The organism is Pseudomonas sp. PDM03, from assembly GCF_014852385.1.
GTDB classification, from domain to species: domain Bacteria; phylum Pseudomonadota; class Gammaproteobacteria; order Pseudomonadales; family Pseudomonadaceae; genus Aquipseudomonas; species Aquipseudomonas migulae.
The window spans coordinates 15,038-31,929 of the sequence record NZ_JACVBM010000033.1 but is presented as its reverse complement, the minus strand read 5'-3'; the positions used below and the strand labels follow the sequence as shown (position 1 = coordinate 31,929).

15 protein-coding genes are annotated in these 16,892 nt (G+C 60.3%); 9 read left to right on the top strand and 6 right to left on the bottom strand.

Going from position 1 to position 16,892, the window contains the following annotated elements:
• Nucleotides 1-95 precede the first annotated feature (95 nt).
• Complete coding sequence (locus tag IB254_RS28485; protein WP_008033329.1) at nt 96-1,001, top strand: glycine betaine ABC transporter substrate-binding protein; 906 nt, start codon at nt 96-98, stop codon at nt 999-1,001.
• 24 nt (nt 1,002-1,025) lie between these two features.
• Here IB254_RS28485 and IB254_RS28480 read toward each other — a convergent pair whose 3' ends face one another.
• Together IB254_RS28480 and IB254_RS28475 are read right to left on the bottom strand one after the other, a co-directional pair.
• A complete protein-coding gene (locus tag IB254_RS28480) occupies nt 1,026-1,592 on the bottom strand; it encodes a chorismate mutase (protein WP_192420748.1) in 567 nt (188 codons plus the stop codon).
• Between the two features lie 152 nt (nt 1,593-1,744).
• The gene (locus tag IB254_RS28475; RefSeq protein WP_192420746.1) at nt 1,745-2,107 is read right to left on the bottom strand and encodes a hypothetical protein; all 363 of its coding nucleotides are present in this window, start codon (nt 2,105-2,107) and stop codon (nt 1,745-1,747) included.
• 440 nt (nt 2,108-2,547) lie between these two features.
• Between IB254_RS28475 and IB254_RS28470 the strand changes: the two genes are divergently transcribed.
• Complete coding sequence (locus tag IB254_RS28470) at nt 2,548-4,206, top strand: tetratricopeptide repeat protein (RefSeq protein WP_192420744.1); 1,659 nt, start codon at nt 2,548-2,550, stop codon at nt 4,204-4,206.
• A gap of 33 nt (nt 4,207-4,239) precedes the next feature.
• On the opposite strand, the gene IB254_RS28465 is transcribed toward IB254_RS28470, so the two are convergent.
• Nucleotides 4,240-5,004 carry an alpha/beta fold hydrolase gene (locus IB254_RS28465; RefSeq protein ID WP_192420742.1) on the bottom strand — a complete coding sequence of 255 codons (765 nt, stop codon included), beginning with the start codon at nt 5,002-5,004 and terminating at the stop codon, nt 4,240-4,242.
• Between the two features lie 216 nt (nt 5,005-5,220).
• Between IB254_RS28465 and IB254_RS28460 the strand changes: the two genes are divergently transcribed.
• Together IB254_RS28460 and IB254_RS28455 are read left to right on the top strand one after the other, a co-directional pair.
• The gene (locus tag IB254_RS28460) at nt 5,221-6,897 is read left to right on the top strand and encodes an MFS transporter (RefSeq protein WP_192420740.1); all 1,677 of its coding nucleotides are present in this window, start codon (nt 5,221-5,223) and stop codon (nt 6,895-6,897) included.
• Nucleotides 6,898-7,901: 1,004 nt separating this feature from the next.
• Nucleotides 7,902-8,744 (top strand): helix-turn-helix transcriptional regulator, encoded by an 843-nt coding sequence (locus IB254_RS28455; protein ID WP_192420738.1) that lies wholly within the window; start codon nt 7,902-7,904, stop codon nt 8,742-8,744.
• A gap of 60 nt (nt 8,745-8,804) precedes the next feature.
• Here IB254_RS28455 and IB254_RS28450 read toward each other — a convergent pair whose 3' ends face one another.
• On the bottom strand, nt 8,805-9,314 hold the full coding sequence (locus tag IB254_RS28450; RefSeq protein ID WP_192420736.1) for a YkgB family protein: 510 nt from the start codon (nt 9,312-9,314) through the stop codon (nt 8,805-8,807).
• A gap of 198 nt (nt 9,315-9,512) precedes the next feature.
• Between IB254_RS28450 and IB254_RS28445 the strand changes: the two genes are divergently transcribed.
• Nucleotides 9,513-9,959 carry a hypothetical protein gene (locus IB254_RS28445; protein ID WP_225602534.1) on the top strand — a complete coding sequence of 149 codons (447 nt, stop codon included), beginning with the start codon at nt 9,513-9,515 and terminating at the stop codon, nt 9,957-9,959.
• A 481-nt stretch (nt 9,960-10,440) separates the two neighbouring features.
• Here IB254_RS28445 and IB254_RS28440 read toward each other — a convergent pair whose 3' ends face one another.
• A complete protein-coding gene (locus tag IB254_RS28440) occupies nt 10,441-10,746 on the bottom strand; it encodes a hypothetical protein (RefSeq protein ID WP_192420734.1) in 306 nt (101 codons plus the stop codon).
• 324 nt (nt 10,747-11,070) lie between these two features.
• Nucleotides 11,071-12,657, bottom strand: coding sequence for a winged helix-turn-helix domain-containing protein (locus IB254_RS28435; protein ID WP_192420732.1), 1,587 nt, complete (start codon nt 12,655-12,657; stop codon nt 11,071-11,073).
• Nucleotides 12,658-12,890: 233 nt separating this feature from the next.
• On the opposite strand from IB254_RS28435, the gene IB254_RS28430 reads away from it, so the two are divergent.
• The 4 genes from IB254_RS28430 (at nt 12,891) to IB254_RS28415 (ending at nt 16,880) form a co-directional block, all read left to right on the top strand.
• The gene (locus IB254_RS28430; protein ID WP_008034596.1) at nt 12,891-13,634 is read left to right on the top strand and encodes an SDR family oxidoreductase; all 744 of its coding nucleotides are present in this window, start codon (nt 12,891-12,893) and stop codon (nt 13,632-13,634) included.
• A 45-nt stretch (nt 13,635-13,679) separates the two neighbouring features.
• Nucleotides 13,680-14,090, top strand: a complete 411-nt coding sequence (locus IB254_RS28425; RefSeq protein ID WP_192420730.1) for a cupin domain-containing protein — start codon at nt 13,680-13,682, stop codon at nt 14,088-14,090.
• 100 nt (nt 14,091-14,190) lie between these two features.
• Complete coding sequence (locus IB254_RS28420) at nt 14,191-15,288, top strand: HlyD family secretion protein (RefSeq protein ID WP_192420728.1); 1,098 nt, start codon at nt 14,191-14,193, stop codon at nt 15,286-15,288.
• The gene (locus tag IB254_RS28415) at nt 15,285-16,880 is read left to right on the top strand and encodes a DHA2 family efflux MFS transporter permease subunit (RefSeq protein WP_192420726.1); all 1,596 of its coding nucleotides are present in this window, start codon (nt 15,285-15,287) and stop codon (nt 16,878-16,880) included. Before IB254_RS28420 ends, IB254_RS28415 begins: the two co-directional genes overlap by 4 nt.
• The last annotated feature ends 12 nt before the right edge of the window (nt 16,881-16,892 follow it).

Sequence of the window (16,892 nt, the reverse complement as noted above, 5' to 3'; positions counted from 1 at the left end):
CCGAATTCGAAGCAGCGAAGACTGCACTGTTCACGACCGTAAGGCCGTTCAAATGAAGACAACCTGCCTATCACCGTAAAATAGGAAGACGCCTGATGAACGCTCATTCGTATCGAAAAACAGCCTGTGCCTGCCTGTTCGGACTGGCGCTTGGAACCCACGCGGCACTGACTCAGGCGGCGGAACAGCAACCCGTGCGCATTGGCTGGGTCAACTGGTCCGACACCGAAATCACCGTCAAGCTCGCCACCACCGCGTTGCAGGAACATTTAAAACAACCGGTGAAACTGGTGATGGCCGACATCGGCATTCAGTTCCAGGCCTTGGCCAACGGCAATATCGACCTCATCCCGATGGTCTGGCTGCCGAGTACCCACAAGGCGTTCTACGACAAATACAAGGATCGGCTCGAAGACCTCGGCGTGCTCTATGAAGGACGTATCGGCATGACGGTGCCGACCTCGGTGCCGATCAGCGAAGTGGCGAGCGTAGAGGACCTGAACAAACCGCAGGTCAGGGAAAAGCTCGACGGCAAGATCCTCACGTCCGAGGTCGGCAACGGCCAGTACAAGCTCACGGTCAAGGCCATCGAGGAGTACAAGCTCGACGGTTACAAACTGGTGGCCTCATCGGAGTCCGGCATGCTCAACGAGTTGGACCGTAACCTCAAACGCGGCAAATGGTCCTTGGTGAATGCCTGGAGTCCACACTGGATGTTCTCCAAATATCCGCTGCGCTATCTGGATGATCCCAAGAAGATCTTTGGCGGCGCCGAGCAGATTCACGCCATGGCGCGCAAGGGCTTCAGCCAGGAGTATCCGGAAGTGGCGTACTTCTTCGCCCACTATTCGATCCCTCAGGCTGATCTCGAAGCGTTGATGATGCAGGCGCGCCAAAGCTCTTCCGACCAGGCCGTCGCCGCTTATTACGCCGCCAACAAGCCTCGTTTCGAAGCGATGTTCGAGAAGGGCGCGCAGAGTGTCAGCAGTCGCCAGCCTTGAGTGCACTGGCAGACGGCAGGTGACTCATTGACCGATGATGCACAAATCCCCGGTGGCGCGGATCAATGCCTGGCCATGCAGGCCATCCTTGATCAGCGCCGACCGCTCTTTGGCCAGCCACTGGGCGCAGTTCGGGTCTTTGCGATAGGGCGCGAAATCGGCGTAGTGCTGCAACAGGCGGTTTTGCAGCTCATCCAGCTGTGGCCGGATTTGATTGGCAAGGTCCGGCCGCGGCACATCAGGCGCGTTGCCTGCCGCTTGCCATTGCGCGAGCAGTCCGTATTGCACCAGCTTGTTGGCTTCGATCTGTGCGGCGATCAACTCGGCGATTTCGTCCGGGTTGAGTTTGCGGGTAACCGCTTGATTCCTGGCGTTGGCGATGACTTGTGCTTCCCGGGCGCTGTCCTGGATCGGTTTGTTGCTGTCCCATTTGGTCAGCGCCACCTGATCAGCAATGTTCAGGCGTTCGTTTATCGTCACCAGCAGCGGTTGCAAACTGGCGGGCACCGGAGAGGGCGTGCCGGCTTGTGCGCCGCAAGCGAGTAAACCGGACAGGGCGCAGGTCAGCAGCAGGCGTGGGGAGCAAAACATGGGCAACCTCATTGGATACGGGACTCGCAATCAGGAGCTATGTATCACAGGTGTGCCAGTGGCATTAAGGGGGAGCTGATTTTATTTGTGCACGAAAAAGCCCGGCGGGTCAGGCCGGGCTTCTTTTTGAGTACCGCGGTAGGGTTATTCATTCATACGGCGCGGCTTTCGATCAGACGGTCGGAACCACCTTCGGCAACGCGGTTTTCGATCAGACGGTCGGAACCACCTTCGGCAACGCGGTTTTCGATCAGACGGTCGGAACCACCTTCGGCAACGCGGTTTTCGATCAGACGGTCGGAGCCACCTTCGGCAACGCGATTCTCGATCAGACGGTCGGAACCACCTTCGGCGACGCGGTTTTCGATCAGACGGTCGGAGCCACCTTCGGCCACACGATTCTCGATCAGACGATCCGAGCCGCCTTCAGCGACAACCGGGTGAGCAGAAGAAGCGGCGAAAGCGTTAACTGCAAAAACCGAGAAAGCGATGCTGAGGAAGAGTTGGCGTTTCATGGTGGTGTGCTCCGGGGTGTAGTTGTTTGGTATGGAGCTGATGGTACGCCGCACAATTTTTAAGAGAACTTCATTGAGTTGATGGTGACTATCGACGCCGGCAATGGTTTGCCAATGATGCGAAAGGGCGTCTGAGCGCATGCCTGCTCAAGGGCAGACCGGCCAGACACCACACCCAACTGTAGGAGCCGGCTTGCTGGCGATGGAGTGTCAGCTAAAGAATTGTCGACTGACACACCATCGCCAGCAAGCCGGCTCCTACAGGGGGGACAGGTGAGTAATGTCCTAAAAATTCCATGGCGCCAGCCTGTCGTCGGCTGCACCGCCCGGCCGGAACAGCCGGGGTATGCTGGATCTCCCGAACTATCGACGGTCTCCGGCAAGTCAGGCCGTGAGGCATTTTCTGCGAGGTTCCAGGCTCTGATCGAGAGGGTAAACCGATGCACGACTATTACGATTTGGGCATTTACAGCCGCCCCGTAACGACTCATTCGCCACAGGCTCAGCTTTGGTTCGACCGCGGATTATTGTGGTGCTACGGCTACAACCACGATGAGTCCATCCGCTGTTTCCGCAAGGCGATCGAACACGACCACGATTGCGCGATGGCCTACTGGGGAATCGCCTATGCCAGCGGCCCCAACTACAACAAGCGCTGGGACGCGTTTATCGAACAGGAGTTGAAAGACGCCGTCGCCCAGGCCCGACTGGCGACGCGTACTGCGCTGGCGCATTGCGACAGTGCCAAACCGGTGGAACAAGCGCTGATCCGGGCGCTTGAGCAACGCTATCAGGCCGACGCTGCCGACAGTGTTGAACAACTATTCACCTGGAACGATGCCTATGCGGCGTCGATGCGCGATGTCTATAAAGCCTTTCCCGACGATCCCGATGTGGCGGCGCTGTTTGCCGAAGCCTTGATTGACCGCACACCCTGGCTGTTGTGGGATCTGACAACCGGTGAGCCCGCGCCGGGCGCCGACACCCTGGAAGCGCTGGCTGTGCTGGAGCAGGCACTGGGCGGTACGCCGCACCCCGGCGTGCTGCACATGTACGTCCACACCCTGGAAATGTCACCGCATCCCGAACGAGCGTTGCGCGCCGCCGATATCCTGCGCGACCTGGTGCCGGACGCCGGGCACCTGCGCCACATGCCGTCGCACATCGACGTGCTCTGCGGCGATTACCGTGGGGCCATGAACACCAATAGCCAAGCGATCCTGGCCGACCGAAAATTCCTGGAGCGGGAAGGGCCGCTCAACTTCTACACCCTGTATCGATGCCACAACTACCACTTCACACTCTACTCGGCGATGTTCCTCGGGCAATACCAACCGGCGCTGGACGCCGCCGAAGAGCTGATGTCGACCATCAAGGAAGAACTGCTGCGCGTCGAGCAACCACCCATGGCCGACTGGCTGGAAAGCTTCGTGTCAATGAAGGTGCATGTGCAGATCCGCTTCGGCAAATGGCAGGACATCCTCGCCACTCCATTGCCCAATGACCAGGAACTGTACTGCGTGACCACCGCGATGCTGCATTACGCCAGAGGCGTGGCGCACGCAGCCAGCGGACATATCGCCGGCGCGGAAGCCGAACAACGGCTGTTCATCAATGCGCTGACCCGCGTGCCGCCAACGCGTTACCTCTTCAACAACAAATGCACCGACATCCTGGCGGTGGCCGGCGCCATGCTGCATGGGGAAATCGAGTACCGAAAAGGTAACTACGACAGCGCGTTCGCTCACCTGCGCGAGGCGCAGTCACTGGACGACAACCTGCCGTACGACGAGCCTTGGGGCTGGATGCAACCGGTGCGACACGCGCTGGGTGCGCTGCTGCTGGAGCAGGGTCGGGTGGAAGAAGCCTTGCAGGCCTACCGGGCCGATCTGGGGCTGGACGACACGCTCAGCCGTGCGTCCTGGCATCTGGACAATGTCTGGAGCCTCCACGGTTATGTGGAATGCCTGAAACGCTTGGGACGGGACGCCGAAGCCGCGGCTGCTCGGACTCGTCTCGACCTGGCCATGGCGCGGGCCGATGTGGAAATCACCGCCTCCTGTTTTTGTCGTGTCGGGGCGCGCTGCTGTCAGGGCTGAGCCCTCTGAAAACGGGCATCACGACGCCCGTTTTCAGGCATCGAGAAACGCGTCGATCATCGGCACCAGCCATTCGGTGCGCGTGGTCACCTGCATGTGATCGGTGCCGGGGAGCACGGCAAGCTGCGCGTGTGCCAGGCGCCGGAACATCTGCACGGCATGTTCGGGACGGATGACGTCGGCATCGCCGACCACTACCAACGTCGGCGCGGTGATGCGGCGGATATCGTCGTCGGGGATGTCCTTGAAATCGCGCATGCGCCGGGCTGCCTTGTCATGCATCAGCCGCAGATTGCCGGGCTGCGGCGCGACCTTGAGGTACGCCTGCTGCAACTCTGGCGGCATGTTCTCCAGCGTGGCGTTGGCCATCGCTTTCCAAAGCCACGGATAGGCGCCGTCGCGATTGACCAGCGCTGACGCCGCCACGATCTTGCGCACGACGTCCGGATGCCTGATCGCCACCTGCAAGGCGATGGTGCCGCCATTGCTGAAACCGAACAGGTCCGCTTGCCCGAAGTGCAGATACGCGAGCAAGGCCGCCGTGTCGTCCGCGGATTGCTCGAAGCTGAATGGACGGTCGACGATGTCCGCTGTGTGCCCATAACCCTGTTGTTCAATGGCAATGACCTGACGCTCAACCGCCAGCACCGGCAGGATCTGACCGAATGAGGTTTCAAGGGTGTCGCCGCCGCCATGCAGCAGGACGAGGGGCGGTCGCGTGGGGTGCGCTGCGCCGTGAATCTCGAAATAGATCTGCAGGCCATTGACGGGGGCGTAGCCGGTTTTGCGCTGAATCATGGCGGGTTCTCCGCGTATTTGAAGGTTTGCAGGCTGGCGAGTGGATATCTGCACGAAGGTGATTATGCTTCATGAAACCTTGCAGTGATGTGAGGCGGTCAGCCTGTTGCCAGGCTTTGTGCATTCCGTAGTCCGATGACTTCAGCCCCAGGGCCTGGGTGCGACGATGGTAGTGAGGTGCTCCGGCCTACAACAAGAGCAAGACGGAGAAGACTCATGGCCGCAATCGACAACTCCACCACGGGCAACGTGCCCAACCACGGGATCACCAGGGAGGAGCGCAAGGTCATCTTCGCCTCGTCCCTGGGCACCGTGTTCGAATGGTACGACTTCTACCTTTACGGCTCCCTCGCCGCGATCATCGCCAAGCACTTCTTTGCCGGTGTCAACGAGACAACTGCCTTCATCTTCGCGCTGCTTGCGTTCGCCGCGGGGTTTGCCGTGCGGCCTTTTGGCGCGATTGTGTTCGGGCGACTGGGCGACATGATCGGACGCAAGCACACCTTCCTGATCACCATTGTCATTATGGGTATCTCCACCGCCATCGTCGGGTTTCTGCCCGGCTACGCGACCATCGGCGTCGCGGCGCCGATCATCCTGATCACCTTGCGACTGCTGCAAGGCCTGGCGTTGGGCGGTGAGTACGGCGGGGCGGCGACCTACGTCGCGGAGCATGCGCCGAAGGGCAAGCGTGGTTATTTCACTTCGTGGATTCAAACCACTGCGACCCTCGGTCTGTTCCTGTCGCTGTTGGTGATCCTCGCTTGCCGCACCGTTCTCGGTACGGAAGCGTTCGAGGCCTGGGGCTGGCGGATTCCGTTCCTGCTGTCGATCCTGTTGCTGATCATCTCGGTGTACATCCGCCTGCAACTCAGCGAATCGCCGGTGTTCCTGAAAATGAAGGCCGAAGGCAAGTCGTCCAAAGCGCCGTTGACCGAATCCTTCGCCCGTTGGGAAAACCTCAAAATTGTGATCATGGCGCTGCTCGGCGGTACTGCCGGCCAGGCTGTTGTCTGGTACACCGGGCAGTTCTATGCGCTGTTCTTCCTCCTGCAAATGCTCAAGATCGACCCGCAGACCGCCAACCTGCTGATCGCCGGTTCGCTGCTGATTGGCACGCCGTTCTTCGTGATATTCGGCAGCCTGTCCGACCGCATTGGCCGCAAGGGCATCATCATGGCCGGTTGTATTCTCGCGGCGGTGACTTACTTCCCGATCTTCCATGCGTTGACCCAGTACGGTAACCCCGACGTGTTCGCGGCACAGGCGAAAAACCCGGTCACGGTGGTTGCTGATCCAGACCAGTGTTCGTTCCAGTTCGACCCGGTGGGCAAAGCCAAATTCACCAGTTCCTGTGACCTTGCCAAGACGGTACTGGCGAAGAAAGCCATCCCCTACATCAACGAAAAAGCCGAGCCGGGCACCGTTGCGCAGGTTCGCATTGGCGGCAAAGTGGTCGAGAGCTTCGAGGGCACCGGCATGCCGGCCGCCGACTTCAAGACCCGCAACGATGCCTTCGTCGCCACCCTTGGCACCGCGCTCAAGGACGCCGGTTACCCTGAGAAGGCTGATCCGGCGAAGACCAATTACCCGATGGTGTTGTTGCTGCTGACCATCCTGGTGATCTACGTGACCATGGTCTATGGCCCGATCGCGGCGTGGCTGGTGGAACTGTTCCCGGCGCGTATCCGCTATACCTCAATGTCGTTGCCGTACCACATTGGCAATGGCTGGTTTGGCGGCTTTCTGCCGACGGTTGCGTTTGCCATGGTCGCGGCCACGGGGGATATCTACTACGGGCTTTGGTATCCGATCGTGATTGCGGTGATGACGGCTATTCTTGGGACGTTCTTTTTGCCGGAAACCAAGGATCGGGAGATTCATCACACCTAGGGTTGGGAGGGTTTTTGGGATTGGGTGGGGGTATATCCGTTGCTGCGGTGATGGCGGCTGGCGGTTTCGCCCTTACGGCGAGTCACTTGGAAGAGCCCCAAGTAACCAAGGGCTCTTGCCCCTTTCGTTCGGTGCCTCGCCTAGGCTCGGCATGCCCTCGCTCCGGTCCTGCTCCGTGGGCCCGCCGCCATCGGCCATCCATGGCCGGGGGCGGCTAACCCGGCATCCATGCCGGGTTGCCCACTGCGCAGAACCTGCGCTCGGCCTCTCGAGGGGGCGTGTACCTCAAAATCAAAAGCTGAAGGCGAGCTAACGCTCGGCCTGATGAGTGGTGAAAGTCAAAAGCGTATGGGATTCCCTGTAGGAGCCGGCTTGCCGGCGAAAAACGTCGGGGCAACGCGTTCATTCAGACAGCCCGCGTTATCGTTGACGTCCATCGCCAGCAAGCTGGCTCCTACAGGGGAAATGCAGATGTGTCTGGATAAATACGATCAACCGTAGGAGCCGGCTTGCTGGCGATAGCGTCCGTCCAGTCAATAAATGCGCCGACTGACCCACCGCCATCGCCAGCAAGCCGGCTCCTACAGGGGATCGGTGTACATATTCGGAATGAGTGACCGCAGCAGTGAAGGCGAGCGCGTACGGTTATAGAGACAGGTCGGCTGGCAGGCCGCCTCGCTTTGGCTTTTGCTTGGCTTTTGATCTTGATCTGCCCCGTCGGAAGGCCGAGTGGAGGTTCTGCGCAGTGGGCAACCCGGCATGGATGCCGGGTTAGCCGCCCCCGTCCATGGATGGCCGATGGCGGTGGGCCCACGGAGCAGGACCGGAGCGAGGGCATGGCGAGCCTTGGCGAGCCACCGTACGTCAGGGGCGCAGGCGCTTGGTTACTTGGCGCTTCTCCAAGTGACCCGCCGTAAGGGCGGAACCAATAGCCGCCGTTACCCCAGGAATGGATATACACCCAGTCAAAGACCCCCGGTCTATACCACGTCAAGAGAATGCCCATGGATCGCCTGTCTACGTTGTTTTCGCAGTTCGGCGTACGCGCACACCTGTTTTACAACGGCAGACTGTGCGGTATGGCGTCGTACGATGGCGCCGACCAGCGTGGTTATATTCACCTGCTGCAGGCCGGTACCGTCACTTTGCGGGGAGGCGAGCGCAAGGACGTGCTACTGACGCAACCCAGTCTGATTTTTCTGCCACGCCCAAGCCGGCATCAACTGTTCGCCGGTGAACCCGAGGGCGCTCAACTCCTGTGTGCGTCGATGGAGTTTGAGGGAGGGATCGATAACCCATTGTCTGCTTCGTTACCCGATTGCCTGGTACTGTCCCTGGAAGAGTTGCCGCAGCTGGCCGATACGCTGCGATGGATGTTCGTTGAAGCAGCAGCCGGACATTGCGGAAGGGAAGCGGCGCTGGATCGCTTGTTCGAATTACTGATCATCCTGCTCTTTCGACATCTGCTCGATCATCACCAACTGCGGACCGGCATGATGGCCGGGCTCGCGGATTCGCGACTGGCGCGCTCGCTGGTGCAAATGCACAACGCACCTCACCGTGCCTGGTCGGTGGCGGAACTGGCGAGCGAGTCGAACATGTCGCGTGCGGCCTATGCCGTGCATTTTCGGGCCGTTATAGGGCAGACACCGGCGGACTATCTGTTGAGCTGGCGTATCAGCCTGGCGCAGAAGCGTTTGCGTGAAGGGCGGCCGATTACGCTGATCGCCGCGGAAGTCGGTTATGAAAGTCCTTCGGCACTTGCTCGCGCGTTTCGTCGCAAGACGGGCTACAGCCCTCGGGACTGGCTGAAAGATTTGGCGGGAGAGGGGGACGGACTTTCTTGATGGGGCATGGCCTGAAAACATCGAATTGCTTCAGGCCATCCCAAGAGAAGGATCATCGATTCAGCGGTTTTCCAGCGCGGTTAATGAATGGCCGGCCACGAAGATGGACGCGGCAAGCAAACCGATGTCTTTCAGGAGAAACTGGCCCGGTGCAACCGAAATGGCCGGGAAACCGAGGCTGGGTTCGATCACTCCTGGTGTCGACAACATAAAGCTCAACGTCGTGAAAAACAGCCCGGCTGACAACGCGCCACCGATTAATGAAAGTTTGGGTGACAGCAGTCGACCTGCAATAAGAGCACCGATCGAGACTTCCAGGACGCCGAGTAAACTGGAGAAGGTATCGACGCTGAAAATGTTGTAGACCCAACCCAGGAAAGGGCTGTTGCTCACCAACGGAACCAGGCCTTGCGCTTCGTAGTGAGTGAATTTCATGCCACCGAACCAGAAGTAGATCACGGCTAGGGCAAAGTACGCTCCGTAAGTTCCAATCGCCGTGGTTTTGATCCCGAGCGATGATTTTCCAGAGGCGGTGTTGGTTTTGTAGTTCTCGATGCTTAAGGTTTTCATGAGTCAGGCTTCCAATAGTGGGGTGGCGGTACCTTTCACACCCCAACGCGGTGTGCGTTGGGAGTGGAGACAGTGTTGCCTTTGATGTCGCGCTATTGGGTTCTGAACGTATTGAGTCCGATGCAGATCGTCTTGACTCATTGTTGGTGCTGAACGAGAAGGGCCTCGACGCTAATCCTCACGCGATGGAGGCCGGGCTTGTTTTACCATTCGGGCCACCTGCTCAAGTGGCACGCGACCCGATGGTTGCGCGCCGTATTCAAATGGAAGGATCCCAGCGTCAAGTCCAAGGCCATTGAAGCTTTCACCGACATCTGCCTGAAGACTGCGCCATCGTTCGCTGGTTCGGCCGAAGCAGCCAAGCGTTACGGTATCGACGATTTGCAGGATATGGGCTTTACCCGTATCGGCTTCACGGCTGACAAAAACCTTGCGGTGCAGTTGTCTGCGAAAGAGTGCGTGGTCACGACCCCGAGCCAGTCCGACGACAGCCTGACCCGGCAATTGCTGAGCGCTGTGCAGCCTTATTCGCAGACAGCGGTGGCGGATCGTGTGCCGTCGAAGGTTAGCCTCCAGGGCGCAAACTTCATTCTTCAGCATGACCGTGATGGTGGTGAGGCTTACGTGCTGTTGCGCAATAACTGAGCCGCGGTTTTTTAGCCTGTAGCGGATTTGGATTTGGATTTGGATTTGGGAATGGTGTACATATCCGTTGCAGCGGTAACGGCTACTAATGGTTTCGCCCTTACGGCGAGTCACTTGGAGAAGCGCCAAGTAACCAAGCGCTCTTGCCCCTTTCGTTCGGTGCCTCGCCTAGGCTCGGCATGCCCTCGCTCCGGTCCTGCTCCGTGGGCCCGCCGCCATCGGCCATCCATGGCCGGGGGCGGCTACCGCGGCATCCTTGCCGCGGTGCCCACTACGCAGAACCTGCACTCGGCCTCTCGAGGGGGCGACTACCGCCACAGCCGCCGAGGCGGCCTGAAAGCCGACCTGGCTCTTTGGTGCGCGCGTTCCCTCATTCCGGATGTGGACACCGATCCTCTGTAGGAGCCGGCTTGCTGGCGATGGCGTCTGTTCAGGCGATACATGTGTCGCTGACCCACCGCTATCGCCAGCAAGCCGGCTCCTACAGTTGATCGTATTTATCCAAACACATCTGCATTTCCCTTGTAGGAGCCTGCTTGCTGGCGATGGCGTCCGCCCAGTCAAAAAGGAGGGTGACTGATCCACCGCTATCGCCGGCAAGCCAGCTCCTACAGTTGATCGTGTATGTTCCGAACACACATGCATTTCCTTTGTAGGAGCCGGCTTGCTTGCGATGGACGTCAACGATAACGCGGGCTGTCTGAATGAACGCGTTGTCCGGACGTTTTTCGCGGGCAAGCCTCGCTCCTACAGAGAATCGAGTTTGCTTTTGCTTCTCACCACTCATCAGGCCGAGCGTTAGCTCGCCTTCAGCTTTTGATCTTGAGGTACACACCCCCTCGAGAGGCCGAGCGCAGGTTCTGCGCAGTGGGCAACCCGGCATGGATGCCGGGTTAGCCGCCCCCGGCCATGGATGGCCGATGGCGGCGGGCCCACGGAGCAGGACCGGAGCGAGGGCATGCCGAGCCTAGGCGAGGCACCGAACGAAAGGGGCAAGAGCCCTTTGGTTACTTTGGGGCTTTTCCAAAGTGACTCGCCGTAAGGGCGAAACCAATAGCCGCCATGACCGCAAAAACGGATATACACCCAAGCGAAGTGACCCGCACCACACTCACTCAGGCAACCCAGCCATCCGCAACCCCTGCGCAAAACGAGCAAGATCCTCTGGCCGCTGAATAGGCAGCCATTCTTTCAAATTGGAAACACGCAATGCCGGATCCAGCTCGCGCAAGCGCTGCATCGCCTGTTTCGCATTATCCATTTGTCCCCTCAGCGCATGACTGGCCGCCAGCAGCGCGACCGGAGGCAGCAGGGTGGGCAGGTTGCGTAATGCCTTATCCGACCAGTCCATCGCACAGTCGTAACGCTCGGCAAAGAAGTGCGCGAGCGCCATGCCCACCTGCATCCTGAACATCTCCGGGTCCAGCGGGCTCAAGCGAACCGCGTGGGTCAAAAACTCGATGGCGGCGTCTGTTTCACCGCGCAGTGCACGCAAGATACCGCCCAAAAACCAGGCGGGAGCGAGGTTCGGATTGAGCAGGCGCGCCCTGTCGAGCAGGGCAATGCCGCCATCGACATCACCAGTGAGATGGGCCAGCGCATGCCCGCTTCGCGTCAACGCCACCGCATCGTCCCGACCAAGCGCCATGGCCAGGCGCGCCAGCCGCGCACCTTCGGCGATCTCTCGAGGTCGATCCGTCATCCAGCCATTCAACTTGCGCCAGAAATGACACCACGCCGCCATGCCATAGGCCGATGCAAACTCCGGGTCGAGTTCGATGGCCTTGTAGAACAGCAGCAGCGCCTCCTCGATGGCTTCCCGTGTGCCGTTGTGCAGTTTCGCCATTCCCCGCAGGTAATAGTCGTAGGCGCAGAGGCTTTCCGTCGGCTTGCGCTTTGCCCGTTCGATTTCCGCCCGTTCGAGCTGCGGCGCGATGGCGCCGACGACGCTTTCAGTGATTTGATCCTGCAACTCGAAGATGTCGTCGAGCGTGCCTTCGAAGCGCTCCGCCCAGAGATGGGTTCCGGTCGTCGCATCAATCAGTTGCCCGGTGATGCGCACCCTGTCACCGGACCTGCGCACGCTGCCTTCCAGCACGTAACGCACGCCGAGCTCCTGGCTGACACCTTTGACGTCCACGGCGCGGCCTTTGTAGGTGAAGCTCGAATTGCGCGCGATCACGAACAGCCAACGGATCCGCGACAGGGCGGCGATGATGTCTTCAACCACGCCGTCGGCGAAATAATCCTGCTCCGGGTCGCCGCTCAGGTTCTGGAAGGGCAGGACAGTGATCGAGGGTTTGTCCGGTAACACGAGGGGTTCATTCCAGTCGGCGGGCACGCCTGCGTCGATACCGTGTCCGTCAGGTTGCCGGGCCTCGGCGGTCTCGCCTGCCTCGACCTGGCCAATGAAGCGGTAACCCTTGCGCGGCACCGTGCGAACCAGGCGCTGTTCCTCACCGGTATCGCCGATGGCCTTGCGCACTGCATTGATGTGGCTGGTGATCGTCGATTCCGAAACCACCCGGCCGCTCCACACCGCCTTGAGCAAGTCATCCTTGCTGACGACGCGATCGCGCTGGCTGACGAGCTCCAGCAATAAATCGAAGACCTGTGGCCCGATGGGCACGACTTGCCCGCGCAAGGTGAGTTCCCGGCGCTCTTGATCGAGCACGTAGTCTTCAAACACGAATGGCAAGGTGAATATCCCCTGGTCGAGCGGGTAATGGGTACGAGCAGTCGATAATACGGCAGCGCGTAACCGGCTGCACCGTCGAGTCAGGATGACATTCAAACGGCGGTTTTTTTGGACGAAAAACCAAGCGTGAGCGAAGGTAAATCCAAGGCCTGCGCAAGGACTTCGCTTACGCACCCGGGCACTCTTTGCTCACACCGACAGCAATGGTTGCCGTCGTGAAGCGGAGAGAACCCATGAAGATCGTCGTCATTGGAGGCACTGGCCTCATCGGATCGAAACTTGTGAACAACCTCCGCGAGCGCGGCCATGACGTGCTCGCAGCCGCCCCTAGTACGGGCATAAACAGCATCACCCGCGAAGGCCTCGCCGAAGCGATGGATGGCGCTGATATCGTCGTCGACGTGGCGAACGCACCGTCGTGGGAAGACCAGGCTGTCCTCGACTTCTTTGAAACTTCGAGCCGCAACCTGCTGGCGGCTGAAGCGGCTGCCGGCGTTCGTCATCACGTGGCCCTGTCAATCGTCGGTAGCGAACGGCTTCCCGAGAATGGCTATTTCCGGGCCAAGGTCGCCCAGGAAAACCTGATCAAGGCGTCCGGCATTCCTTACACCATTCTGCGGGCTACGCAGTTCTTCGAATTTGTCGGCGGTATCGCGCAATCGGCCGCCGTCGGTGAGGAGATTTGCCTTTCGCCTGCGCTGATCCAGCCACTGGCGTCCGACGACGTAGTGGCGGCACTGACGGAGGTCACGCTGCAAACACCGGTCAACGGCACGCTCGAAGTCGCGGGGCCCGAGGCCATGCCGCTGGACGAACTGGTCAGGCGCTTTCTGCGGGCAACCGGGGACTCCCGCAAAGTCGTACCGGACGTGCACGCACGCTACTTCGGCGCGGTGCTCGACGATCAATCGCTGACCCCCGGCAAGCACCCGCGCCTGGGCGCGATTCGCTTCGAGGACTGGCTCGCCCGGTCCTGACGCCGGGTTGCGCCCTCATCAAACAGACGCATAAGGAGATTTGCCATGTTCACCCGATATCTTCTGGCCGCTGCTTTCGCAGCGCTCTCGATTACCGCATCGGCCGGCGACAAACCCGCTGGCAAGGTGACGGTCGTGTTCGACCGGCCCATTCCCAATATCCCCGGCAAGAGCATGAAAGGCGTGGTTGTCGAATATGGGCCTGGTGCCGCGTCGCCGGCCCACACCCATCCGAAAACGGCCTTCATTTATGCAACGGTCCTGGAAGGCTCGTTTCGCATCAAAATCAAAGACAAGCCGGAAAAGATCTACAACGTCGGCGAAAACTTCGTAGAGGAGCCGGGCTCCGTGCACGAAGTCAGCGCCAACGCCAGCGATACCCAACCTGCGCGTTTGCTGGCGGTGTTCGTCCTCGATTCCGATGAAAAGGTGCTCGTCACGCCCATTGGCAAGTGACCTCACACACGCGCTGATCGACGCGCGATTAGCCGGGCGGCAGACCACTGCCGCCCTTTGGCTGCTGTAGGTTTTTGGCATTGAACAGGTAATGAGAACAATGAACTCGCTCCAGGACAAGGCCGCCATTGCCGCCGGCGCAAGCGCCGAAATCCCTGTCGTCGTGACGCGCCGCAGCAAGAAAAAAATCATCGGCCGATTGCTGTGCGTCGCCGCCGTTCTGGTCCTGGCTGCCGGAGGGGCCTTGGCTGTTTTCAGCGGCGCGACCTCCACCGATAACGCTTATGTGCGCGGCGACGTGACCTCGCTCGCCGCCAAAGTGGCCGGTTACATCACGTCAGTAGAGGTCGAGGATAACCAGACCGTCCGGGCGGGTGATGTCCTGTTTCGCATTGATGATCGAGACTACCGCGCACGGCTGGCGCAAGCCGTGGCGAATGTCAGTGCGGCTCAGGCTCGCCTGAGTCATGTCGATGCCCAGACCCAGCTTCAACGGGCCCTGATCCGCCAGGCCGAAGCCCAGCGACGTTCAGCTTCCGCCGAGATGAATCTGGCGACCAAGACCCATGATCGCAACCGCAAACTGATCGTCAGCAACGCGGTCAGCCACGCCCTGGTCGATGAAACCGCCGCCGCACGGTCCAGAGCCGAGGCGACGGTATCGGCCGCCTCGGCATCGGTCGAGGCGCAACAGCAACACATCGCCGTGCTGGTCACCGAGCGTGAAGCAGCCGTTGCGGCGGTGAATCAGGCGCAGGCGGCGCGGGATCTCGCCCAGATCGATTTTGACAGCACCGTGGTCCGCGCGCCTGTCGATGGCGTTATCGGTAACCGCCAGGTCCGCGTCGGTCGGTATGTGACGACGGGCGTGTCGTTGCTCGATATCGTGCCGGTCCATGATGTGTGGGTCGTGGCAAACTTCAAGGAAACCCAACTCGAGCATATTCGCCCCGGTCAACGGGTGCGCATCACGGTTGACGGCTATCCGAACGAGGCACTTGAAGGCGTGGTCGACAGTTTTGCACCGGGCAGTGGTTCGGCATTCAGCCTGCTGCCCACGGATAACGCGACCGGCAACTTTGTTCGTGTCGTCCAGCGAGTGCCGGTGAAAATCCTGTTGGCCCACAACCCGTTGCCGGGCCGCATCGTGCCGGGCCTGTCAGCGCGGGTCGAGGTTGCGCAAGGAAGTGGCTCATGAGTACGGTGGCCACCGCCACGCCGGGCAATGCCAGCGTGACGAATGGCCTCCTGCTCATGGCGGGCATCCTGCTTGCCGCGTTGACGGAAGCGCTCGCCGGCACCGTCCTGTCGCTTGGGCGCAGCGACATCATCGGCGATACCTATGCAACGCCCGATGAGTTCGCCTGGCTGGATATCGGCTACACCGCGTTCAAGCTGATCGGGTTCATGACGGCTCCTTGGTTGGTGAGCCGTTTCGGTCCGCGTCAGGCCCTCATCATCGCCACTTTGGTCATGGGCCTGGCGTGCGCCGTTGCCGCCATGACGGCTCGGCTGGATCTGCTGGTAGCGCTTCGAGTTATCCAGGGCTTCGCCGGCGGCACGCTGCTGGTCGGAGGGCAGGTGATCATCTTTCGCGCCTGGCCGCGATCACATCAACCCATCCTTCAGGCGCTGTTCGCCATGGGCGCGGTTGTCGCGCCCGCCACCCTCGCGCCGGCCCTTCAAGGATGGTTGATCGATAGCCAGTCCTGGGCCTGGATTTTCTTCAGCGTTGTTCCGCTCGCCCTGGCGGCCAGTGGACTTTTGTTGACCACCGACGCCCCTATGCCGACCAAGACACGGCATCGTCCGTTTGACGGGGTCGGCTTGTTCCTGATTTCAGTGACCTTGTTGTGTTTTACCTATGTGCTCAGCCAGGGCAGCCGATGGGACTGGTTCGAGGAGCCGCGCATCCTGTGGCTGACCGTGATGGGTGCCGCCGCGCTGCTGGCTTTTCTAGGCCAGCAACTGTTGAGCAAAGGCCAGGGTGTGCTCGATTTCACCCTGTTCAAATCGAGCGATTTTACCTTCGCCTTTATCGTCAGTTTTGTCGCTGGTGCGGCCTTGTTCGGCAGTGCGTTCCTGATTCCGGCGTTTGCACTGTCAGTCCTCGCGTTCACACCCACCGATGCCGGCCAGCTGCTGTTGCCCAGTGGCGCCTTTTTTATCGGGGCGTTGCTGATTTCGGCCTGGCTCATGCAGGCTCGCCGCGTTCCGCCGTTCGCCACCGTGCCCTTCGGCATCCTGATGATCATGGTTGCGATGTGGATGCTGTCCGGTTCCACCCGTGAAAGCGGCGCCGACGACATGATGGCGGCCATCCTGTTGCGCGGGTTGGGTCTTGGTTTTCTGTTTCTGTCGATCACCCTGATCGCGTTCAGTGACCTCAACAGGCGCAACCTCGCCAGCGGCATAGGGCTTTTCAATACGGGGCGCCAGTTGGGTGGCCTGATGGGCGTCGCAGGGCTTCAGACGCTGATCGAGCATAACGTTGTCGCCAACTCGGTGGTCCTTGGCGCCAGCGTCACTCCGGGCGGGGGCGCGGTCATCGAACGGCTGACTGCCACGACAGCGATGTTGTCGGCCAAAGGAATGGATGCAGTGGCTGCGGGTCGGGCGGCGATGAGCCTTCTGGGTCGTACCGTTACAGGTCAGTCCACCGTGATTGCGTTCGACAGCGCATTTGTTGCAGTGACGCTGCTTTTCGCAGTCGCCGCGCCCATGCTGGTCGGCATCAAAATCGGGTTGGGGCGATACGCGAAGCGGCGTGCTGCGGTGTCACCTCAATGAAGGCCACTCATT

Coding starts and splice junctions, on each gene's coding strand:
- IB254_RS28485 (WP_008033329.1), top strand. CDS start 96: ATGAACGCTCATTCGTATCGAAAAACAGCCTGTGCCTGCCTGTTCGGA.
- IB254_RS28480 (WP_192420748.1), bottom strand. CDS start 1,592: ATGTTTTGCTCCCCACGCCTGCTGCTGACCTGCGCCCTGTCCGGTTTA.
- IB254_RS28475 (WP_192420746.1), bottom strand. CDS start 2,107: ATGAAACGCCAACTCTTCCTCAGCATCGCTTTCTCGGTTTTTGCAGTT.
- IB254_RS28470 (WP_192420744.1), top strand. CDS start 2,548: ATGCACGACTATTACGATTTGGGCATTTACAGCCGCCCCGTAACGACT.
- IB254_RS28465 (WP_192420742.1), bottom strand. CDS start 5,004: ATGATTCAGCGCAAAACCGGCTACGCCCCCGTCAATGGCCTGCAGATC.
- IB254_RS28460 (WP_192420740.1), top strand. CDS start 5,221: ATGGCCGCAATCGACAACTCCACCACGGGCAACGTGCCCAACCACGGG.
- IB254_RS28455 (WP_192420738.1), top strand. CDS start 7,902: ATGGATCGCCTGTCTACGTTGTTTTCGCAGTTCGGCGTACGCGCACAC.
- IB254_RS28450 (WP_192420736.1), bottom strand. CDS start 9,314: ATGAAAACCTTAAGCATCGAGAACTACAAAACCAACACCGCCTCTGGA.
- IB254_RS28440 (WP_192420734.1), bottom strand. CDS start 10,746: ATGAGTGGTGAGAAGCAAAAGCAAACTCGATTCTCTGTAGGAGCGAGG.
- IB254_RS28430 (WP_008034596.1), top strand. CDS start 12,891: ATGAAGATCGTCGTCATTGGAGGCACTGGCCTCATCGGATCGAAACTT.
- IB254_RS28425 (WP_192420730.1), top strand. CDS start 13,680: ATGTTCACCCGATATCTTCTGGCCGCTGCTTTCGCAGCGCTCTCGATT.
- IB254_RS28420 (WP_192420728.1), top strand. CDS start 14,191: ATGAACTCGCTCCAGGACAAGGCCGCCATTGCCGCCGGCGCAAGCGCC.
- IB254_RS28415 (WP_192420726.1), top strand. CDS start 15,285: ATGAGTACGGTGGCCACCGCCACGCCGGGCAATGCCAGCGTGACGAAT.